Source organism: Streptococcus phocae, from assembly GCF_001302265.1.
Taxonomy (GTDB): Bacteria; Bacillota; Bacilli; order Lactobacillales; family Streptococcaceae; genus Streptococcus; species Streptococcus phocae.
In genome coordinates this window covers 1-19078 of record NZ_LHQM01000013.1, presented here as the reverse complement: position 1 = coordinate 19078, position 19078 = coordinate 1, and the positions used below count along the sequence as shown (strand labels likewise).

The 19078-nt window shown below is 39.6% G+C and carries 14 protein-coding genes and 5 pseudogenes; 2 read left to right on the top strand and 17 right to left on the bottom strand.

What is annotated here, in order from left to right:
- Positions 1–60: 60 nt before the first annotated feature.
- From AKK44_RS04205 to AKK44_RS04125, 17 genes and pseudogenes are all read right to left on the bottom strand, one after another.
- On the bottom strand, positions 61–1107 hold the full coding sequence (locus tag AKK44_RS04205) for a SepM family pheromone-processing serine protease (protein ID WP_054278656.1): 1047 nt from the start codon (positions 1105–1107) through the stop codon (positions 61–63).
- Complete coding sequence (gene coaD / locus AKK44_RS04200) at positions 1094–1585, bottom strand: pantetheine-phosphate adenylyltransferase (protein ID WP_054278655.1); 492 nt, start codon at positions 1583–1585, stop codon at positions 1094–1096. The genes AKK44_RS04205 and coaD overlap by 14 nt, the downstream gene beginning before the upstream one ends.
- Complete coding sequence (gene rsmD / locus AKK44_RS04195; RefSeq protein ID WP_037596241.1) at positions 1575–2114, bottom strand: 16S rRNA (guanine(966)-N(2))-methyltransferase RsmD; 540 nt, start codon at positions 2112–2114, stop codon at positions 1575–1577. Before rsmD ends, coaD begins: the two co-directional genes overlap by 11 nt.
- Before the next feature lie 139 nt (positions 2115–2253).
- On the bottom strand, positions 2254–3246 hold the full coding sequence (asnA, locus tag AKK44_RS04190) for an aspartate--ammonia ligase (protein ID WP_037596243.1): 993 nt from the start codon (positions 3244–3246) through the stop codon (positions 2254–2256).
- 174 nt (positions 3247–3420) lie between these two features.
- A complete protein-coding gene (locus AKK44_RS04185; protein ID WP_054278654.1) occupies positions 3421–4509 on the bottom strand; it encodes an MmcQ/YjbR family DNA-binding protein in 1089 nt (362 codons plus the stop codon).
- A 32-nt stretch (positions 4510–4541) separates the two neighbouring features.
- A complete protein-coding gene (locus tag AKK44_RS04180; RefSeq protein WP_054278653.1) occupies positions 4542–6278 on the bottom strand; it encodes a cache domain-containing sensor histidine kinase in 1737 nt (578 codons plus the stop codon).
- Complete coding sequence (locus tag AKK44_RS04175; protein ID WP_054278652.1) at positions 6278–7015, bottom strand: response regulator transcription factor; 738 nt, start codon at positions 7013–7015, stop codon at positions 6278–6280. The genes AKK44_RS04180 and AKK44_RS04175 overlap by 1 nt, the downstream gene beginning before the upstream one ends.
- Before the next feature lie 101 nt (positions 7016–7116).
- Positions 7117–8061, bottom strand: a pseudogene (gene msrB, locus AKK44_RS04170) (peptide-methionine (R)-S-oxide reductase MsrB); the annotation flags it as partial.
- Between the two features lie 174 nt (positions 8062–8235).
- Entirely contained in the window at positions 8236–8811 is a 576-nt protein-coding gene (locus AKK44_RS04165) for a TlpA family protein disulfide reductase (protein ID WP_054278650.1), read from the bottom strand.
- A gap of 14 nt (positions 8812–8825) precedes the next feature.
- Positions 8826–9533 (bottom strand): thiol-disulfide oxidoreductase-associated membrane protein CcdA2, encoded by a 708-nt coding sequence (gene ccdA2 / locus AKK44_RS04160; protein WP_054278649.1) that lies wholly within the window; start codon positions 9531–9533, stop codon positions 8826–8828.
- 164 nt (positions 9534–9697) lie between these two features.
- The gene (locus AKK44_RS04155) at positions 9698–10663 is read right to left on the bottom strand and encodes a Gfo/Idh/MocA family protein (protein ID WP_054278648.1); all 966 of its coding nucleotides are present in this window, start codon (positions 10661–10663) and stop codon (positions 9698–9700) included.
- 124 nt (positions 10664–10787) lie between these two features.
- Positions 10788–11714: pseudogene (gene ftsY / locus AKK44_RS04150) on the bottom strand (signal recognition particle-docking protein FtsY); the annotation flags it as partial.
- Between the two features lie 395 nt (positions 11715–12109).
- Positions 12110–12937, bottom strand: a complete 828-nt coding sequence (locus tag AKK44_RS04145) for a Cof-type HAD-IIB family hydrolase (RefSeq protein ID WP_054278646.1) — start codon at positions 12935–12937, stop codon at positions 12110–12112.
- Positions 12934–13734, bottom strand: coding sequence for a Cof-type HAD-IIB family hydrolase (locus AKK44_RS04140; RefSeq protein ID WP_054278645.1), 801 nt, complete (start codon positions 13732–13734; stop codon positions 12934–12936). The genes AKK44_RS04145 and AKK44_RS04140 overlap by 4 nt, the downstream gene beginning before the upstream one ends.
- A 110-nt stretch (positions 13735–13844) precedes the next feature.
- Entirely contained in the window at positions 13845–14156 is a 312-nt protein-coding gene (locus AKK44_RS04135; RefSeq protein ID WP_054278644.1) for a hypothetical protein, read from the bottom strand.
- Between the two features lie 175 nt (positions 14157–14331).
- A pseudogene (locus AKK44_RS04130) lies at positions 14332–15396 on the bottom strand (IS3 family transposase).
- Between the two features lie 110 nt (positions 15397–15506).
- The gene (locus AKK44_RS04125) at positions 15507–17294 is read right to left on the bottom strand and encodes a coagulase domain-containing protein (RefSeq protein WP_054278643.1); all 1788 of its coding nucleotides are present in this window, start codon (positions 17292–17294) and stop codon (positions 15507–15509) included.
- Positions 17295–17684: 390 nt separating this feature from the next.
- On the opposite strand from AKK44_RS04125, the pseudogene AKK44_RS04120 reads away from it, so the two are divergent.
- Both AKK44_RS04120 and AKK44_RS09230 read left to right on the top strand, forming a co-directional pair.
- Positions 17685–18524 (top strand): annotated as a pseudogene (locus AKK44_RS04120) (IS30 family transposase).
- A 173-nt stretch (positions 18525–18697) separates the two neighbouring features.
- Positions 18698–18793, top strand: a pseudogene (locus AKK44_RS09230) (cysteine peptidase family C39 domain-containing protein); the annotation flags it as partial.
- Between the last annotated feature and the right edge of the window lie 285 nt (positions 18794–19078).

Below are 19078 nucleotides of genomic sequence, written 5' to 3'. Positions count from 1 at the left end.
TTTTGCTTGTCAACGACTTCCCAAACAAAAAAGCCCATTGCTAAGCAATGAACCTTCTGTTTATTGTTTAAGGTAAGCCACGGCTTCTTGAACCGTTTTGACGGGAATGATTTTCATCGTGGTTTGTAACTTTTTGGCTGCTCTTTTAGCTTCTTCGTAGTTGCTAATGGCTTTAGGATTAATTTTTTTGATGTCTTTGTCCACAGGATTGTTGGGAACAAAGAAAATATCTGCTCCAGCCTTTGCAGCAGCAACGACCTTGAGCCCAGCTCCTCCAATATCTCCAACTTTGCCATCTTTATCAATGGTTCCTGTTCCTGCAATCACTCGTCCTTTGCGCAAATCTTCCTGATTGATTTGGTCATAAATATTCAGGGTAAACATCAAACCAGCACTTGGTCCTCCGACGCCTTCTAACTTAAATTCAATTTTATCTTCTGAGCTAACTTGGGTGTGGTCAATCAGGCTAATGCCAATACCGTTTTTCCCATTTTTTAGCTTGATGATTTTTCCAGTATCAGATTTGGACTGACCTGCTGAGGTGAATTGCACCGTGACTTTATCACCTACCTTCAAGCCTGCAACATAAGCAATCAGATCTGCTGAACTCTTGAACTCTTTTCCATTGACCCCTGTGACCGTATCTGCCAAGTGGAGGGAGTCTTTAAAGGTAGAGTCTTTGCTGATATCTAAAACGTAGACCCCTTTATAATCAAGGTTAACAGGCTTATGAGCTAAAGTGAGGGATTGAAAGACTGCTTCGTTTTGTGACGTTTCCATGTAAAATTGGTTAATGCGCATGTAATCAGCGTCGCTATAACCGCCTGTGGTGTCTTCAGCGGATTTGATTTCTGTAAAAGGCGTCAGCCATGCGTAGATGATATGAGCTGGGGTCGCTCTGATGAGACTAACGGCAACAAATTGATAAGAGCCTTTTGCCTTGTCTTCTTTGCCATTAACTGTCACAACTGGTCGAATATCATAGGCTCCGCCAGGCATCTCGATGTAATAAGGGAGGGGAAATAAAAAGACTACTAGCACTCCTAGTAAGGCAACTAATCCAGCTAGCCACCATTTAATACGATACAATATTTTAGTGATTTTCATGCATTCTCTCCACTTGATTAATAACAGACTGAGGGACTAATCCTTCAATTGAGGCATTGAAATGAAGCAACTCCTTGATGCGACTAGAACTAATGGGTTGCAACTCGTGATTGGCGATAAAATAAACCGTTTCAATCGATGGTTCCAGACGATGGTTGAAATATTCCAAATTTGACTCGTACTCAAAATCAGTCGGATTGCGCAGTCCCCTCACCATGTGAGTCACTTGTAATTCCTTGGCTAGTTCTGCTGCCAAACGATTTTCTGCTGTCACCACTGTGATGTTTTCTAAGTCTTGGACAGCTTCGGTCAAGATACGAGTCCGCATATTTAAATCAAAAAAACCTTTCTTATGAGGGTTGTAAAAAATACCAACATAGACATGGTCAAAAAGCTTGCTTGCTCGCGTGATGATATCTAAGTGCCCATTGGTGACCGGGTCAAAAGAGCCCGTATAAAGTCCAATTTTAGTTGACATAAACAGTTACCTTACTAATTCCATATTTTTTTTCTTTCCATACGCCTAAACCTGCAATCTCTTCTGGCAAAACAAGAGACTTGTCAGTCTCACAAACCACCATGACCTCTTCACTCAGCAAGCCCTTGTCAGCCAAGGCCTCAATAGTTGAGACAATCGACGCTTTGGCATACGGAGGGTCCAGTAAAACCAAATCAAATTGCCCTGATAGCTGATTGATAGCTCTCTCAGCATCCATTTTCAACAAGGTAAATTGTTGTGGTGCTTGGGTCATATCAATATTTTGTGTGATGATGGCTTGTGCCTTACGGTCACGCTCCACTAAGACAGCTTGTGACATGCCTCTTGAGATAGCTTCGATTGCTAAACCGCCTGAGCCTGCAAACAAGTCTAGAACACGCCCGCCATCAAAGTAAGGACCAATCATATTAAAAATAGCGCCACGAACCTTGTCAGAAGTCGGTCGTGTTGTTTTACCTTCGAGCGTCTTCAAGGGACGCCCTCCAAATTCACCTGATACAATTCTCATACCTGCTATTATACCAAAATATTCCCTTAATTTGCTATCAAATAGTGCTTTATTCCTCAGACCATTTTTCTTATCTCATTAGCTCTTGTTGATAAATCAGCAAACAAAAAGCTAGAAAGAGATCTTCTAGCTACTTTTCTTATAAAATATTGTCGTAGGTGTCACGCACTTCTTTTGGCCATACTGAGGTTTGCACTTCTCCAATATGTTTTTTACGCAATAAGAACATGGCCATACGCGATTGACCAATCCCGCCACCAATCGTTAGAGGGAAAAGACCGTTTAGCAACGATTTGTGCCAATCAAACTGAAGACGATCCTGGTCTCCTGTGATTTCAACTTGACGCTTGAGGGCGTCTTCGTCAACACGAATTCCCATTGAAGACAGCTCAAAGGCTGAACCTAGTTGGTCATTCCAAACCAAAATATCTCCATTCAAACCACGATAGCCTTCTGAGGTTTCACTCGTCCAGTCATCGTAATCAGGCGCACGTCCATCATGGGGCTTGCCATCTGGCAAAATCCCACCGATACCAATCAAAAAGACAGCACCAAATGCTTTAGTGATCGCATTTTCACGTTCTTTAGGACTCAAATCAGGGTATTTGGCAACCAAGTCTTCTGTATGGATAAAAGTAATTTTTTTAGGCAAGACTGCCTCAATATCGTAACGGGCTTCGACTGCTAACTCTGTTAAACGAATGACCTTATAGATGGTTTCAACCGTTTCTTTCAGGTAGGCTAAGTCACGCTTGCCATCTGGAATCACTTTTTCCCAGTCCCATTGATCGACATAGACTGAATGGGTCTGATCTAGAGAGTCTTCATCAGGACGGAGAGCTTTCATGTTTACAACAAGACCCTCACCCTCATTGAATCCAAAACGTGCTAAAGTGTGACGCTTCCATTTAGCTAATGAATGCACAACTTCAAACGTAGCATCTGGAATGTTAAGAACGTTGACCGATACAGGGTTTTCAATGCCTGACAAATTGTCTTGCATCCCATCCCCGACCTGGCTCAAAATAGGGCCTTGCACTTCAACGACATCAAGTTTATCAATTAAATACTGGGTGAATGTATTTTTGACAAAAGAAATCTCCTTTTGTTGATGAATAAAACTTTTCTTCATAGCTCCTCCTTAAAAAATGGGTGTGACTGAGTCACGATTTATCTCTTATCCGTCCTAATTCTTAGAAAAATAAAAAATATTATGATTATTATACACTTATTAAAAGCAAAAGAAAAGACTAAATTGGTTTATTTAGTCTTTTCTTTCTTAAACACACTGCTTTGACGTTCGTTTTTAGTCATTACTCTCTGCACTTGACCTCAAAAAGTGCTGTTTTTTTAAAAAGGCAATCAACTGTGGCGTCAGTCGTCTTGGCCCTCTAACCGCCTTTACCCCATGTGAGCTGAGAACATCAAGAGAAAAAAGGCCATCTGGGTATTGTGCTAATAACCTTAAGGACATCAGGCGATCAATAGTTGGATTTTCTCGGTACCCTTGATTAGGGATATCCGTTTCCAACACTTGGCAAGCATATCGTACGGATTTGACAGGAGCTGTGATATAGATAAACACATAGTCTCCTGGACGAACAGATGCCTTTTGCGTCCATAGAATCTCCTGATTGGCAGCAAATTCCGCATCAATGTCATAATAAGCCAAATTAGCTGGGATTACCCAATAGTCTGGACCATTAGGATTGGCTAGACTGGTATTTTGGGCCATCTGACGACTGGACACTAGCAAGTTCCACAAACTATCGTCAGCTAACTCACCCGTCAGTGCGACACTGACCCAGCTTTTTTTAGGCATCTGATAAGCCGGGTAAATGCCGTTGGTCGCTAAAAGCTTTGGTAATTGTTGAGGAGATGCCCTAAGCGTGATAACATCTATAGTCTTTCCTCTTAGCTCTGTAGCCACCTCTCCCAGTTGCTCTGCTGACAGCGACCTGATCACGGCGTAGGACTTGCCAGATAGCTCATAGACCGCATGTCCGTTCTGGTCAAGAGCAGGCTCTAGGCAATCCCCCCACTCATGAGCGATGCGTTGGGTCAAATGGTTGGCCTGTCTGGACTCAAATGGCAGCACTTTAAAACAAGCTTCTGATAAAGCATCTAGAACAGCTAAATAAGCTTGACGCACTTCAGCCAGATAGGCTCCCTGCTGATGGTGCTGCTCTATGGGCAGATACGGTTCACCAAAATCCTTGTCATAGACACTAGCAGAAACTTGACCTGAGCTCGTAATCTCTATCACGGCTTCAAAATTTCCTGTCATAAAGGATTCACGGTAATGATAAGTCTCTCCAACCTTGGTAAAGCCGTAAGGAATCAAACGGTCAAAAAGGGGAATTTTATGCTTAAAATACTCTGATATTAGCGTCATCATGACCTCCTTTTGGGATATACATTCTTAGCCTATTGTTTTGAGTTGGCTGGAGTAGACTTGTTGACCAATTCATTTTTTGGCAAATGCAGAATCACCTCAGAAAAACAATTATCTTGACTGTTGATAACCATGTGGTAGGCATCTCCATATTGTAATTTCAGACGTTGGTCAACATTTTTCAAGCCAACGCCTCCTCGTTCTAGCAGCTGCTGACTTTTTGATGCCAGATTTGCAGACATGCCCTTGCCATTGTCCCAAACAGATAACAGCACATGACTGTCTGTTTCTGATACACTAACCTTGATCATACCTTTGCGATCAACCTCTTTGATGCCATGGTAAATGGCGTTTTCTACTAAAGGTTGAAGAATCAACTTAGGAATCTGACAAGTGTCATAGGCTGGCAAAGAACTAATCTGATAAGATAATGTATCCCCATAGCGCTGCTTTTGAATAAATAAATACTGGCGAATATGATCCAATTCATTAGCTAGGGTAATCCACTCATTACCTTGATTTAAGGCCAAACGAAAATACTTGGCTAGTGATTTGGTAACATCGACCACACGTTGACTATCATTGAATTCTGCCATCCAGATAATCGTATCTAGCGTGTTATAAAGAAAATGAGGATTGATTTGACTCGCTAAAGCCTGTAAGCGGTATTGACCAATGGATTTTTCCTTATCTGCAACTGAAATCATAAGCTCGTCAATCTGATCTAACATGGTATTGAATTGCCTCACTAAGTCCGCTAACTCTGGTGACCCTGCCTCTTTAGCTCTAAGGTTGTGGTCTCCTTTTTGAATGGCTAAAATCACCCGTTGTAGGGTGCGAATTGGTCGAATCCATGTTCTCAAAACAAAAACCGTCGCAAAGCCACAAATCATCGCAGCTAACACCCCTGTTCCAAGAAAGGACCAAAAAATCTGATTTTGCACGCGAGATAGCTGGTCTAGTGAAGCCACTCCTACTAGGGTCCATTGACTATCTGGGATAACCTTTTGATAAACGAAACACCCTTTGTCCTTGGCATACCCATTTTTAACAGCAAGATAGGGTTTCATGGCTACCATTTCTCGATTGGAGCTGTAAACTTGTTTTTGAGGGTGATAAACAAATTCATGATTGTCATTGACAATAAAGGCAAAGCCGCTACGCCCCAGCTGCAATTGGTCTAAGGATGATTTGATGGTGTTGTAGCCAATATCAAGCCTCAACACGCCCAAATTATTACCTTCAGCATCCACAAGTTCTTGAGTTACTGAAACCACCCACTCGTTACTAGACTGAGAGGATAATTGTCTGGCAGAGGTCAGCACGGGCATTGCTTGGCGGTTAATTGCTGACAGGTACCAAGGCTCTGCCATCATGTCCCCTGAAGTTTTCATGGTAAGCTGGGGATTGGTTGACACCATCCTACCATCTTTGGTAACCATGACAGCAGATACCAAGTCTGAATTGGTTGCGAGAACCGTAGTCATCAAGCCCAATACCTGCTGATCACTTGTTTCTGGACCACCTCTAGCAAATTCCTGCAGGTCAGGGTGATGTGAAAGAGCTGACGCGGTTTCCTTGAGTGACTTGATATAAGCATTAATAAACTGTGAACTCTGCCTGATGCTCTGCCTAGTGTCTCTCTCGATGAGCTGTCTGATGTTTCTTGAGCTACTCTGATAATAAAATAGCCCTAAAATAGTGATTAAAGTCAGTAAAATCAGGAAAAAATAGGTGATTAGTTGCACTAAAAGAGGGTAGCGCTTCATCACTTGCCTCCTTTTTTATACTGGCTGGGTGTCATGCCAACCACTTGCTTGAAACGTTGCGAAAAATAATTCATGTCTTCAAAACCAACTTGGTCTGCAATTTCATAAATCTTGAGATCTGTTGTTAACAACAGTAATTTAGCCCTTTTGAGACGCTCTTTTACCAAATAATCTTGAAAGGGGACACCCAACTCTTTTTTAACCAAAACACTCACATAATTTGGACTAAATCCCAACTGCTGTGATAGGCTTTTAAGGCTCAGAGTCGAGTCTGCCAGATGTTGTTGGATAAAGCTTGTGATGCTTGAGCTTTCTGTTTCAGGCGAGACAACCAAGTTTTGAATGGCTTGGGTCTTTTTCAAAGCATCAAGTTTGCTCAAAACCTTGGCTAACATCTCTTCAATGTCGGATTTGGAAAAAGGTTTTAACAAGTAATCATCCGCACCTAGCTTTAAAGCTGATAAGGCATAGTTAAAGTCATCATAACCGGTCAAAAAAACAACATGGGTCTGTTTGGACTGGGCCTTAATCAATTCAGCCAACTGTATGCCGTTGAGTTTTGGCATATTGATATCTGTCAAAACAATATCATAAGGGGCCTCTTGAAATAATTCCCAGGCGATTTTGCCGTTTTCTGCTTCACTGACGCGTGTGATCTGAAATCTTTCAAAGTCAACCAAAGAACGAATACCCTGACGGACAAGGTATTCGTCTTCGACAATTAGTAAAGAATACACTCAGCTTCTCCTTTGTGTTTTTTGGAAACTTCTCAACCAGCTTTGTGACAAACGGGATGATGGTTGTCTTCCCTACATTATAACAAATTTTCGCGGCTTTTTTAGTCTACATTCTTTAGCAAATAGCCATAACCTTTTTCGCTCATCTCTGCTTTGGGGATAAAGGTGATTGACAGGCTGTTGATGCAATAGCGTAGCCCGCCTTTATCTTTTGGCCCATCCGTAAAGACATGGCCCAAGTGTGAATTGGCAGAGCGACTCCGTACTTCTGTCCGTGTCATATTGAAGCTTTTATCTTGCTTATAGTGTACAACATCTGGACTTATCGGACGACTAAAACTCGGCCAGCCACAACCAGATTCGAATTTGTCAGCTGATGAAAACAAGGGTTCACCCGTCACGACATCCACATAAATGCCTGGCTTAAACAAATCCCAATATCGGTTTGAAAAAGCTTTCTCGGTCTCGTTAAGCTGAGTGACACGGTACTCGTCGCGCGATAATTTCTTCTTGATTTCTTTTGGTGTTGGCTTAGGGTACTTAGATGCGTCAATGACAGGGTAGCTAGCAGCATTAACATTGATATGGCAGTAGCCATTTGGATTTTTTTTGAGGTAATCTTGGTGATGAGCTTCAGCTTTGACAAAATTTTTGAGGGGCTCTTTTTCGACAACAATAGGAGCATCATAAGCGCTTGCTTTTTCTTGGAACACTTGATCAATCACTGCCAAGTCTTTATCATCAGTGTAATAAATCCCTGTTCGATACTGACTGCCACGATCATTTCCTTGTTTATTGACACTAGTTGGGTCTATAATTCTAAAATAGTGCAAAAGCAGGTCTTTGAGCTTGATACGATTGGCATCATACGTCACCTTAACCGTCTCAGCATGCCCTGTCTGAGCAATCAATTCATAAGATGTGGTGTCGCCTCTGCCATTGGCATATCCAGAAACGGCATCTAAAACACCATCAACTCTTGAAAAATAATCTTCAACTCCCCAGAAACAACCTCCTGCCAGATAAATCACTTGTTTATCTTTTGGAGAGGTGCTAGGGTCTGAAGGGGGCGTGTCTTTGGGAGGAAGCTGTAGCTGGTTACGACTCGATTGGTGCGCATAGCTTTTTTGAAAGCTAAAAACAACTCCACCAAGTATAACCAATAAGCCCACAACTAGTAAAACTAATTTCCATTTGTGTTCCATAAGGTAACTCCTTTGTTAGTCAATGTCTTTTAAGGTTCTTTCAATGGCTTCTTTTGGGGCATAACCGATATGTTTTTTAGCATAACTGCCATCACTGCCGATGAAAATCTCTGTCGGATAAGAGCGGACTCCATAAGCTTCCAACAGCTTGCCATCTGGGTCGAGTAAGACGGGCATATCTTTAAAGTCTGTTCCTGCAAACCATTTTTTGAAGGCTTCTTCGGACTTCTCTCCTTGATGTCCTGGTGACACAATGGTCAAGACTTCATAGTCTTTGTCTGATGCCTTAGCCAAGGCCTCTGCGTCCTCTAAGGTTGATAGGCAAATGGAGCACCACGATGCCCAAAATTTTAAATAAACTTTCTTGCCTTTATAATCTGCCAAACGGTAAGTTTTGCCATCGACTCCCTGCAATTGAAAATCTGGAGCTAAAGAAGGCATGTTGCTTTTAGACGCTTGATCCTTATCTGACATGACTTGGCTTGTTTTGTTTTGAGAGCCATCAGAGGTCATTGCTTTTTCTTTTGGCGAGCATGCCGCTAATAAACTAAGGCTGAGTAAGCCAGCTGTTAATCCTATGATTTTTTTCATGATTTCTCCTTAATTTAAAATAGATTTGTGAGACTGTTAAGCTGTCCGGTCATGAGTAAGATACCCATCATAATGATGAGCAAACCACCGATTTTTTTCAATAGCATCATGTGAGGTTTTAATTTATTAAATTGCTTTAGGACAATACCTGAAGCAAGTGACAAGATTAAAAATGGAATGCCTAATCCCAAGGTGTAAATCATCATTAGAAAACCACCCTGCCAAGCTCCGCTTCCTCCAGAAGCCACCAACGCTAAAATAGAACTCAGAACTGGACCTACACACGGAGTCCACCCAAAACTAAAAGTTACTCCTAGTATAAAAGCGTTGAGTAAGGCATGGCGCTTTTGATTAGCCTTGAACGTGATTTTCTTTTGAAATTGCAGACGCTTGATGGTAATGACTTCCATTTGGTGAATCCCTAGTAGAATCACCAAAATGCCTAGACAATAACGAAACCAGGCTGCATATAAAATATTTCCAATAGCTCCTGCACCGTATCCTAATATCACAAAAATGGTTGATAACCCAAAAATGAAAGCAAAGGTTTTTAAAACACCATACCAGTACAATTTTTTACCTGCAATCGTGATTGTTTTTGTGTCGTCAGTATCTAGTAAAATCCCTAGATAAACAGGAAGCACTGGAAAGATACACGGGGAGAAAAATGATAACAGCCCTGCAATAAAGACCGATGCCATAACAATAATACTAATAGCCATATAAACTCCTCTCTTAAGTTACTCTTATTTTACCGAAACCAGCTCATGAAAACCATAGAGAATCCCATGGAAAAACTTGAATTTGATATGCTAATCAAAAATAACAGCAAATAAAGACCATCAAAAAAACAATCATTTCATCTGAAAATGATTGTTTGACGCATTTAATTACTGCTTTTCCAAGACTGATAAAGCTGCTCAATAACCTTTACCCCTGATAAGGTCACCTCAGGTGTCATTATCGGACTGGTTGTCTGCCCTTCCAAAATCATTTGACTGACATGATAAACTTCAGCTTCAAAATCACTAGCCATAGAGGCTTCAAGTGTTTCTTGACGACCATCTGCCATGACCAAGGTCGCCGTGGTGGTTTTCCAAAAATTAGGAATAACCAGACGTCCCTTTGTTCCAAAAATCGTCATTTCATGCGCCAATTTGATATGAGTGGTTAAGAAAACATCAACCAAAACTCCATTTGACAAGGCTAGCAGTATTTTAGATTGGCTATCACTTTGACCTTTTGGAAAATGAGCTACCCCAGTTGCTGTTGTAATGGAAGCCTCAAAAATATGTTGCAAATAAGACAAAGCATAAGGTGCCATAAAGTGAACACTACCCCCGCCTAAGGATAACTCCCTAAACCAGGTCACATGATCAATATTGGGATATGCAGTTGTCGAAGACACCGAGACAATGTCACCAAGTGTGCCAGACGCAATCACGTCTTTTACCTTTTGAGTCATGGGAATAAACACTGACTTTTGGGCTTCCATCAAAAAGAGTTGACGTTCACGCGCTATCTCAAACAGCTCTGTAGCCTGTTGATGTGTCAGTGTAAACGGTTTTTCCACTAACACATGCTTACCAGCTAATAGGGCCTCTTTAGCTGTTGGGTAATGCGCTTTATTAATATTTGCCACGTAAATCGCATCAATAGCGTCATCTGCGAGCATTTCTTTCAGACTACCGTAAGCCTTTGGGATGCCATGCTTAGCTGCAAAAGCTTGCGCTTGTGGCAGTTGACGACTCGAAACCGCTACAACCTCACCATTATCTGTCAGACGAACCCCCTCAATAAAACGAGGAGCCACCTGAGCAGTTGACACCACACCATATCTCACTTTTTGCATCCAAAACTCCTTTATGTTCTATCATTAGAGGCTTGCGACAACAGATTGATTACCTTGTTGATCAGTTGCCCTTAGAGAGTTATAAGAAATCATTGATACGTTGACTATTACTTTTGTCAACTACCTAAACAATTCCCTCTAAGAGGCCTTTCATGAAGTCTTCTGAATGAAATTCACCAATGTCATCAATTTTTTCTCCAAAACCGATAAACTTGACTGGAATGTCTAAGTCTTGACGAATGGCCAAAACAACTCCTCCTTTGGCTGTGCCATCAATTTTGGTTAGGATTAGACCTGTCAATGGCGTGATTTTTGAGAATTCTTTGGCCTGGCTTAGAGCATTTTGGCCTGTTGAAGCATCCAATGCCAAGAGGGTTTCATGCGGGGCATCTGGGAGCACGCGCTTAATGATGCGTCCCATTTTTTCAAGCTCTGCCATGAGGTTTTCTTTGTTTTGTAAACGCCCTGCAGTATCAATGAGAAGGATATCAACCCCTTGAGCAACTGCCTGTTCTACCCCATCATAGACAACTGAGGCAGGGTCGGCTTTTTCTGGACCAGTAACGACAGGAACATCCACACGGCGTCCCCATTCGACTAATTGGGCAACAGCTCCTGCGCGGAAGGTATCTGCTGCAACCAGCAAGACTTTTTTGCCTTCTTGTTTGTAGCGATAAGCCAATTTCCCAATGGAGGTTGTTTTTCCAACACCATTAACACCGACAAACAGCATTACCGTAAGGCCCTCTTGATAGTTAATCGCTTCATTGTACAAGCCATCTTTTTCGTAGATGTCAACCAGTTTTTCCACAATCAAGCGCTTAAGTGCCTCTGGCTTTTTCGCATTTTCTAGCTTAGCTTCATAGCGTAGGGCTTCTGTTAGAGTTGTAGCGACATTAACACCGACATCTGATAAAATCAGAAGTTCTTCAAGGTCTTCAAAGAACGTTTCGTCCACACGTCTAAAATTGGCAAAGAAAGTGTTCAAGCGTGCTGAAAAACCAGTTCGTGTTTTAGTCAAGCTACGGTTGTATTTTTCTTCTTCTGTTTCTGAATTTTCTTGATGGTCAAAAGTCTGTTCAGAGACTGATAAGTCCTCACTGGCATGTTCTGTAACATGGACTTCTTCTGGCTGTGGTTGATTGATTTCTTCTGAGACAAAATCAGCTTCCTGTACTGCGACGTGCTCTGCTTCTTGAGGCATTTCATTAACTAGGAGGGCAGAAGGTTCTTCCTCTAGTTTCTCTACTGGCTCTTCCTCCAAAGCTTCTGGTTCAACTGGTTTAGAATCCATAGCCTCAGAAGAGCTTTCAGGAGCTATCATAGCATCTGATGGCTCTGATTCGTCTTGGGCTTTTAGGGTCTCTTGTGAAGAGCTATGCTCTGATTCGTGTTCGGTCTCTTTTGTTTTGTCTTTTTTTCTAAATAAGCGGTCAAATAATCCCATTAGTTCTCCTCGTTTACTATATAATGTTGAATCGCTTCTGCGACACCTGATTGGTTGTTGGTTGCCTGCGTGACAACATCTGCAGCAGCCTTTGCAGACGCAACAGCATTTGCCATAGCAACCCCCCTACCTGCCCATGTCAACATTGACACGTCATTGGCCTCATCTCCTATAGCCATGACTTGCCTTGCATCAATTCCTAGATGTTGGCAGAGCAAAGCCAAGCCAGCTGCTTTGTGGACACCTTTTGGCATGACCTCAAAAATAATATCTCTGGATTTAAAGGCTTCAAAATGAGCAAATAAAGCGGGGGGAAGCTGGGCTAGCTGCCGGTCTAAAAAGTCGGGGGACGTCACCGTCACAATTTTATTATAAATAATATCCCTAGGCAAGTCATCTATTGACTCTATATTGACAAAGGTTAGTAAAGGATTAGCTAGCGGATACTGCGAGCTTCTTCCATCTCGGCTAGATAAACTATATACACAACCATCGCTCAAAATATCTGTTGGCAAGCCAACACCATCTAATGCGCGGTGAATTTCTTGCACTTCTTGGAATGTTAAGGCATGCTTGGCTAACACTTCACCTGTGGTTTGTTGCACCAAACCACCATTAAAGGTGATGCAGTAATGATCTGGATGGCACAAATCAAGTTCCTCTAAAAGATCACCAATAGCTCGAAGAGGTCTACCTGTTGTGATGACAATAGCAACCCCTTTTTTTCTAGCAGCGGCAAGAGCTTCTTTATTTTTGAGGCTAATGACTTTGTCATCGCTATACAGGGTGCCGTCCAAATCTAAGGCTAATAGCTTAACACTTGTCATTTGACCATCCCTTCCAAATACGCTAAGACAGATTGTTCGTTACAATGTCCAATCACCTGGTCAGAAATCGCCTTGATTTCAGGTCTCGCATTTTCAGTAGCTATGGCTTTTCCTGCGTAGGTTAACATTTGGTAATCATTGAGATTATCCCCAAAGGCTATCACCTCATCAGCTGTGATACCTAATTCTTGACACAAATGAGACAGGCCAAACCCTTTATGCACATCTTTCAAAATCACGTCAATTGAATCAAAACCTGTAGTCACCGCAGAAACATAACTCAATTGCTGATCGAGCCATCCACTAGCTACCAAAACCGTCTCACCTGTGAAATTAGTCGTCACCTTAAAAATGACATCATCTAAAATCGCATCAAGACTATCAATTACCTGAACATTATTGTAATAGCGATAGGCCTTTTTCAAATAAGCTTCAGAAGATTCTTTTAAAACATAGGCAGCTTTTTGACCAGAAAACAACATCCCTGTGTTTTCATAATGAGGACTTCTACGGATCGTCTCAGAAATCTCTTGACACTGTTCTTTACTCAGATGATTCAAAAAAAGGAGCTGTTTTTTGTACTGAACTACTGAACCATTCTCCGCAATAACAGCTATTTGATCTAAAAAATCTCTGAATAATTCATCAATGGATAATAAGGACCTTCCACTGGAAACTGCAAAAAGAATGCCTTTGTTTGCAAGTTTTGGCAAAAGGGCTGCCAAGCGCTCCTTATCATAAGTTCCCGCCTCTGTTAAAAACGTACCATCCATATCTGTCGCAACTAACTTCGTCATAGCATTTAACCTTTATCCTTTTACAGGGCAACAACCCCAAAAATATCTTTTTTTATTATATCACAGATACGATAAAAAAAGGCGCGTCAATAATGACACGCGCTTGTCTTCTATAAATCAATCCGTACACCATTTTTGAAGGTTAGGCTGATTTTCTTATCCTCCTTTATATCCAGTCGCTCGACACTGGTCTGCCAGAGTTCTTGGTTGAAGTCTGTGATGAGGTCATCCTGTTGCTTGAGGTGTTGGATAAAACCATCAAGGCGGAGCTGTTTACTTTTCTGCCCTTTCAAGGCTGACGTAGCCTCCTGCAATTTTTTCTGTTTTTCTCGACAGGCTGTTACTAGGGTATCGTACTGCTTTTGGTAATGGACATATACTATAAATATAGACACAAAACTCGTGGTACTAGTTAATCTCAAAGTATCTCTAGTTGTAAACCCAGAAATCAATACTTTAAGACAACATAAAAAGCCCACAACAGTAGGCTTTCCGAAATATAGATCTTAAATTAAATCATTTTGTTATCTTTCCTGTATTTATATAGATTAAAATACAGGAAAAATAGCCAATTTTTTAATCTATTTTGTTACATAATCAAAGTTGACAACAACACAAGAAACAGAAAAGAGCAACTAAGGGGTTATAATTGAGATTACTGTGTAGACGGTGATGGTTCCACCAGTGCACATAGTCTTCAGTTTTAAGGGTTAGCTCTTCTAGCGATTGAAATCTCTCTTGGTTAATAAACTCAGTTTTAAAGGAGTGATAAGTACTCTCAGCTACGGCATGGTCGTGGGGACAACCAGCTTGACTAAGTGTGAACAAGTAATGCCAATGACTTCTAACACCTCATCTATCAAAGCATTGTTAAATTCTTTACCTTTATCTGAGTGGAATAACTTAACTTTAGTCAGAGCATCTGGGGTACTTTGAATGGTCTCTTTCACCAAGTTCGCAGTTTTATGCCAACCAACTGACAGGCCAATGATTTCACGATTGAAGAGGTCAATAATCAAACAGACGTAAGCCCAACGCTTATTGACACGAACATAAGTCAAGTCCGTCAAAATCGCTTCAAGTGGCTTTTATTGGTTGAAATGTCGAACCAGAATTAGGGCGTCATTCTTTCCTTTTGAATGCCGTTTAAAAGCCCTTTTCTGGTAAACACAAACCAAATGTAGTCTTTTTATGATACGACGAATCCGACAACGAGACAGTATTATTCCTTTAGATTCCAGCCGTTTCTGGATTTTCCTAGCACCATATCTGGACTTGCTTTTGAGGAAGATAGTTTTAACTTTTTCATCAAGCTCCATCTCAGAAACAGGCTCTACGGCTTGATAGTAATAGCTAGAACGCGGAATGTTCAGCCAACGACACATAGCTGAAATACTGTATTTATCCTTATTGGTAGTGATTATTTCCCTCTTTGTGCCATAATCACTGCCGATTGCTTTAGAATATCTAATTGCATTTCTAGTTCTTTATTGCGTTTTCTAAGGGCTATTAGCTCACGCTGTTCATCTGTTAGATTATCAACAGATTTGAAGGAACCAGTTGTTTTGGATTGTCTAATCCACTTATAGAAGGTTGAAGGGGTTAAGTCATATTCTTTGATAAGTTCACTACGATTTTCCCAGCATTGTGAAGATCAACGATTTATTGCTTAAAATCATCAGTGAAGTGGCGACGAATTTTTCTAGATATAGATTCTCCTGTTTTTCTTTTTAGTGTAGAACACTTTATAAGACTATCTAGTTTAGTGTAACCTATTCAGCATGATGTAACCTGTTAAGTTCCTGATAACTTAACTCTTCTGTACGTATTTGAAGATTAGCTCGTAAAATATCTAACCAGTCTGTAGCAAAGATTAGTTCTTGCTCAGTAACTTTTTTAGAATTGCTTAAAGCATCTTCTATTTCTTTGAACTTTGAATTTCCTTTTTGAACCAAGTCTACAACTTTAGCATCCCAATCGTAGAAATGTAGGCTGTTTCTCATCTCTGCATACTCAGTCATAATACGACCGGCTTCTTTTTTTCGATAATCACTAAATCGATTATCAATAACTTCTACTTGAGGTACAGCTTCTACTTCAATTTCAGGAACCACTTGTTTAATAGTTTCTTCAATTACCTTAGCTTGATTACTAGTAACTGAATCAACTTTATAATCAATATCGATTGTATATGGTTCTGCTACATCTTCACGTACACCAATCAAGCCAGATAAGCTACTAGTCTTAGAGTAATCAATGATGCCTAATGCTGGAGTTGAACCATATCTTTTCACAGAAGGTAAAGTTTTACCGTTGTTTCTTCCTGAAAATATAGCAGGAAATTCAATTGTGAAAGTTTGGACCTTTTTCTCTTGTTTAATAGGATCAATGATTCTATCGGAAGTTTGTGTAGTTACAGTAGGAATACTATGAGTGTTAATTAAGGGGTTAATTGATAATACTTTGTTGTTTCGGAGTCTTTCTTCAATTTTTGATTTAGACTTCTCATATTCTTTTTTTTCCTGAGTTTCCTCAATTTTTTCTTGCACTATTTGCTTTGGGGTATTTTTATATGCTTTAAATTTTTCTATTCCTTCTGTATCCTTAATAGCTTCGTAATAATCATATAAAACTCCTCCTAATTCAGCAATTTTTTGTTCAGCTACTTTTAAATTTGGAATATCCTCCGCTAAAACTAAATGAGGGACTATCTCACCTTTATCAAAGTTAGATGTTAGTTTTGATTTTCTTTTATTTGTATTAAAGATAACTCCAGATGCTAACGCTAATTCTTGTAAGCTATCGGTATGCTCATCTTCCTTATTAACTATTGAATCAATTTTATGTTGCAATATTAAAATTTCTCTTACTTTTTCTTTATACAAATAAAAACCTGATAAATGTGGATTTTGATAGCCATCATTTACTTGTTGATAAAATTTATCATAATATCCCTCTTCAATAAAAATCTCCGCTAAAATTTTATCATTATTTTTATTTGTATAAGTATCAAATTTTGGATCCATATAATAGGCATGAGAAAAGAGCTCTGGGCTATTATACTGAATATTTCCTACCTCCTCAGCAAATTCTTTCAGTGCAGCTTCAATTTCAGCTTTTATTTTGTTGTATTGCAACATGTTTAAGCTTGCGACTTGTCTATAAACTGGTTCCATTTTTTTTATAGAGTCTAATTCATCATTACTAAAAATTTTCTTCAAACCATTTTCATCTGTTGCTCGTGAACTTAAATATAATTCATATCCTGAGACCGCTAAATCTAATTTAGTTCTGGCATTATCATATGCCTCATCTCGAAACTCGTTTTTTGCTAAGATGTAATGAACTATTGCAATTAAATCTAATAAATTATTTGTTATGTCTTTCACATGACCAGTATGAATTTTTGTGCCTTTGAGTTCCTGAAACTCTTTCTCAACTTTTTTAAACTGTGAATGATACTTTTTATTATTCACAACCGCCCCAACTGTCTGTTCCATGCCTAAAATTGTACTAGCTAGTCCGGCAATTGCTACTGATTTTAAAAATTTCTTGTTCATGCCTTCTCTTTTCTTTTTTTTTGCTATTTCAAAGAGCAACGAGGTTTATTATATCAAGCATTTAGTCATCAAGTCAAAACCACTTTTTACTAAACTAATATATAATTTGGACTTGCATATTTTCCTATTAGTTAAAAGATAAATATTATTTTCTGAAAAATTTTTTCACATCATAATATTGAGACGCCAAATCCTTTGTTATTGCAATTTTCTAATTTTTCAAAAAATAATTTAAAGATAGTCCATTTGTAAACAAGAATATTTATATGTAGTGATTTTAGTGTATTTCTAATAAAATATAGACCCGCGTTATAAAATGAAGTGCAACAAAAAAGACATGTTCGTCTGATATACTAAAGTCGCGAAAAAAAGCATAAAGGAAAGATGAACATGTCCACTAATCATTCTACCACCAAACAGCCCTATCACAACCTTTCAGAAGCTGAACGTAGGAAAATTGAAGCTTGTCTCTCAGAAGAATTGAAACCAGCTGAAATTGCAAGACGTTTGGGGAGAAATCGCTCTACCATCTCTCGTGAGCTCAGACGTGGGACTGTTAAACAAGTCAATTGAAAGAAAGTTTACTAGGAACAATATTTTGCAGAAACCGCTCAAATTCGGTACTCTGAAGGCAGAAAAGGGAGTTGTTATCTGAGGCTTGAGAAAGTGTCAGAAGCTCTCTTATTGTCATTTACTAAAGCGATGACGGCTAAACCTAGAATTCATAGTGTCGATACTTTTGTTCATGTATACAAACTTGAGCACCCTGAAAAAATCATTCCTAGCACCAAAACTCTTTACAACTATGGTCATCAAGGGTTACTGGACATCAAACCTATTGATTTACCTAAATCTGTCCGCATTCGTAAGCGAAAAAAGCTCCGCCCATCCACTAAGAAACATCTGGGGACTTCTATTGAAGAAAGACCCGAGGACATCAACGACCGTTCGACCTTTGGGCATTGGGAGATTGATTCCGTTTTAGGGCTAAAGACTGCTGGAGATCCATCTATTATGACCTTGGTTGAACGTCAAACTCGTTTTGCCCATGCTTATGCCTCACACGAACGTATTAACAATGAACACTTCAATGGCTTACTGAGGGAGTTCGTTCCAAAAGGGATCTCGCTAAAAGAGCTGACTCTAACTGATCTGGAAACTTGCACCCAATCCATCAATGATAGGCCAAGAAGAATACATGACTATCAATCTGCTAAAAAACGGTTTTAAATAGATCAAACCGCATAAAACACACTGACTTAGTCAGATAACAATTGTTGCACTTGATTTGAAAATTCGGAAAATAAAATTATTGTGGATTATAAACTAAATTTTAACTGTCGTACTATCTAAATAATAAAAACCATGATAAAATATAGTATATAACATTATTAGGAGATTCTATGACATTCAGAAGAAAACACTACCGTTCTCAGATTAATACTCGCGACTGCGGTGTAACCTCTCTGGCAATGGTTTACGATTATCATGGATCCTATTAAAACAATTTATAATATTGGAAAAGATGTGGAAAGATACTTAGCAAAATGGGTTTAGATGAATAAATAGTAACTAATTAAAAGAAGAATAACATAAATACCTTTGAAGCACTAGATATGAATTTTACATCTATTTCTGATAGAAAACTTGAGGAAACTAACGGGGTGTTGTATTAAAAACAACCGCAGTGACATTAATTGTCAAATAGACAGTTGCTTAAGCATATCTTATTAGTATTTGTAGGATACACAAACGCTAAGAGACCATTATATAAAAAACTATAT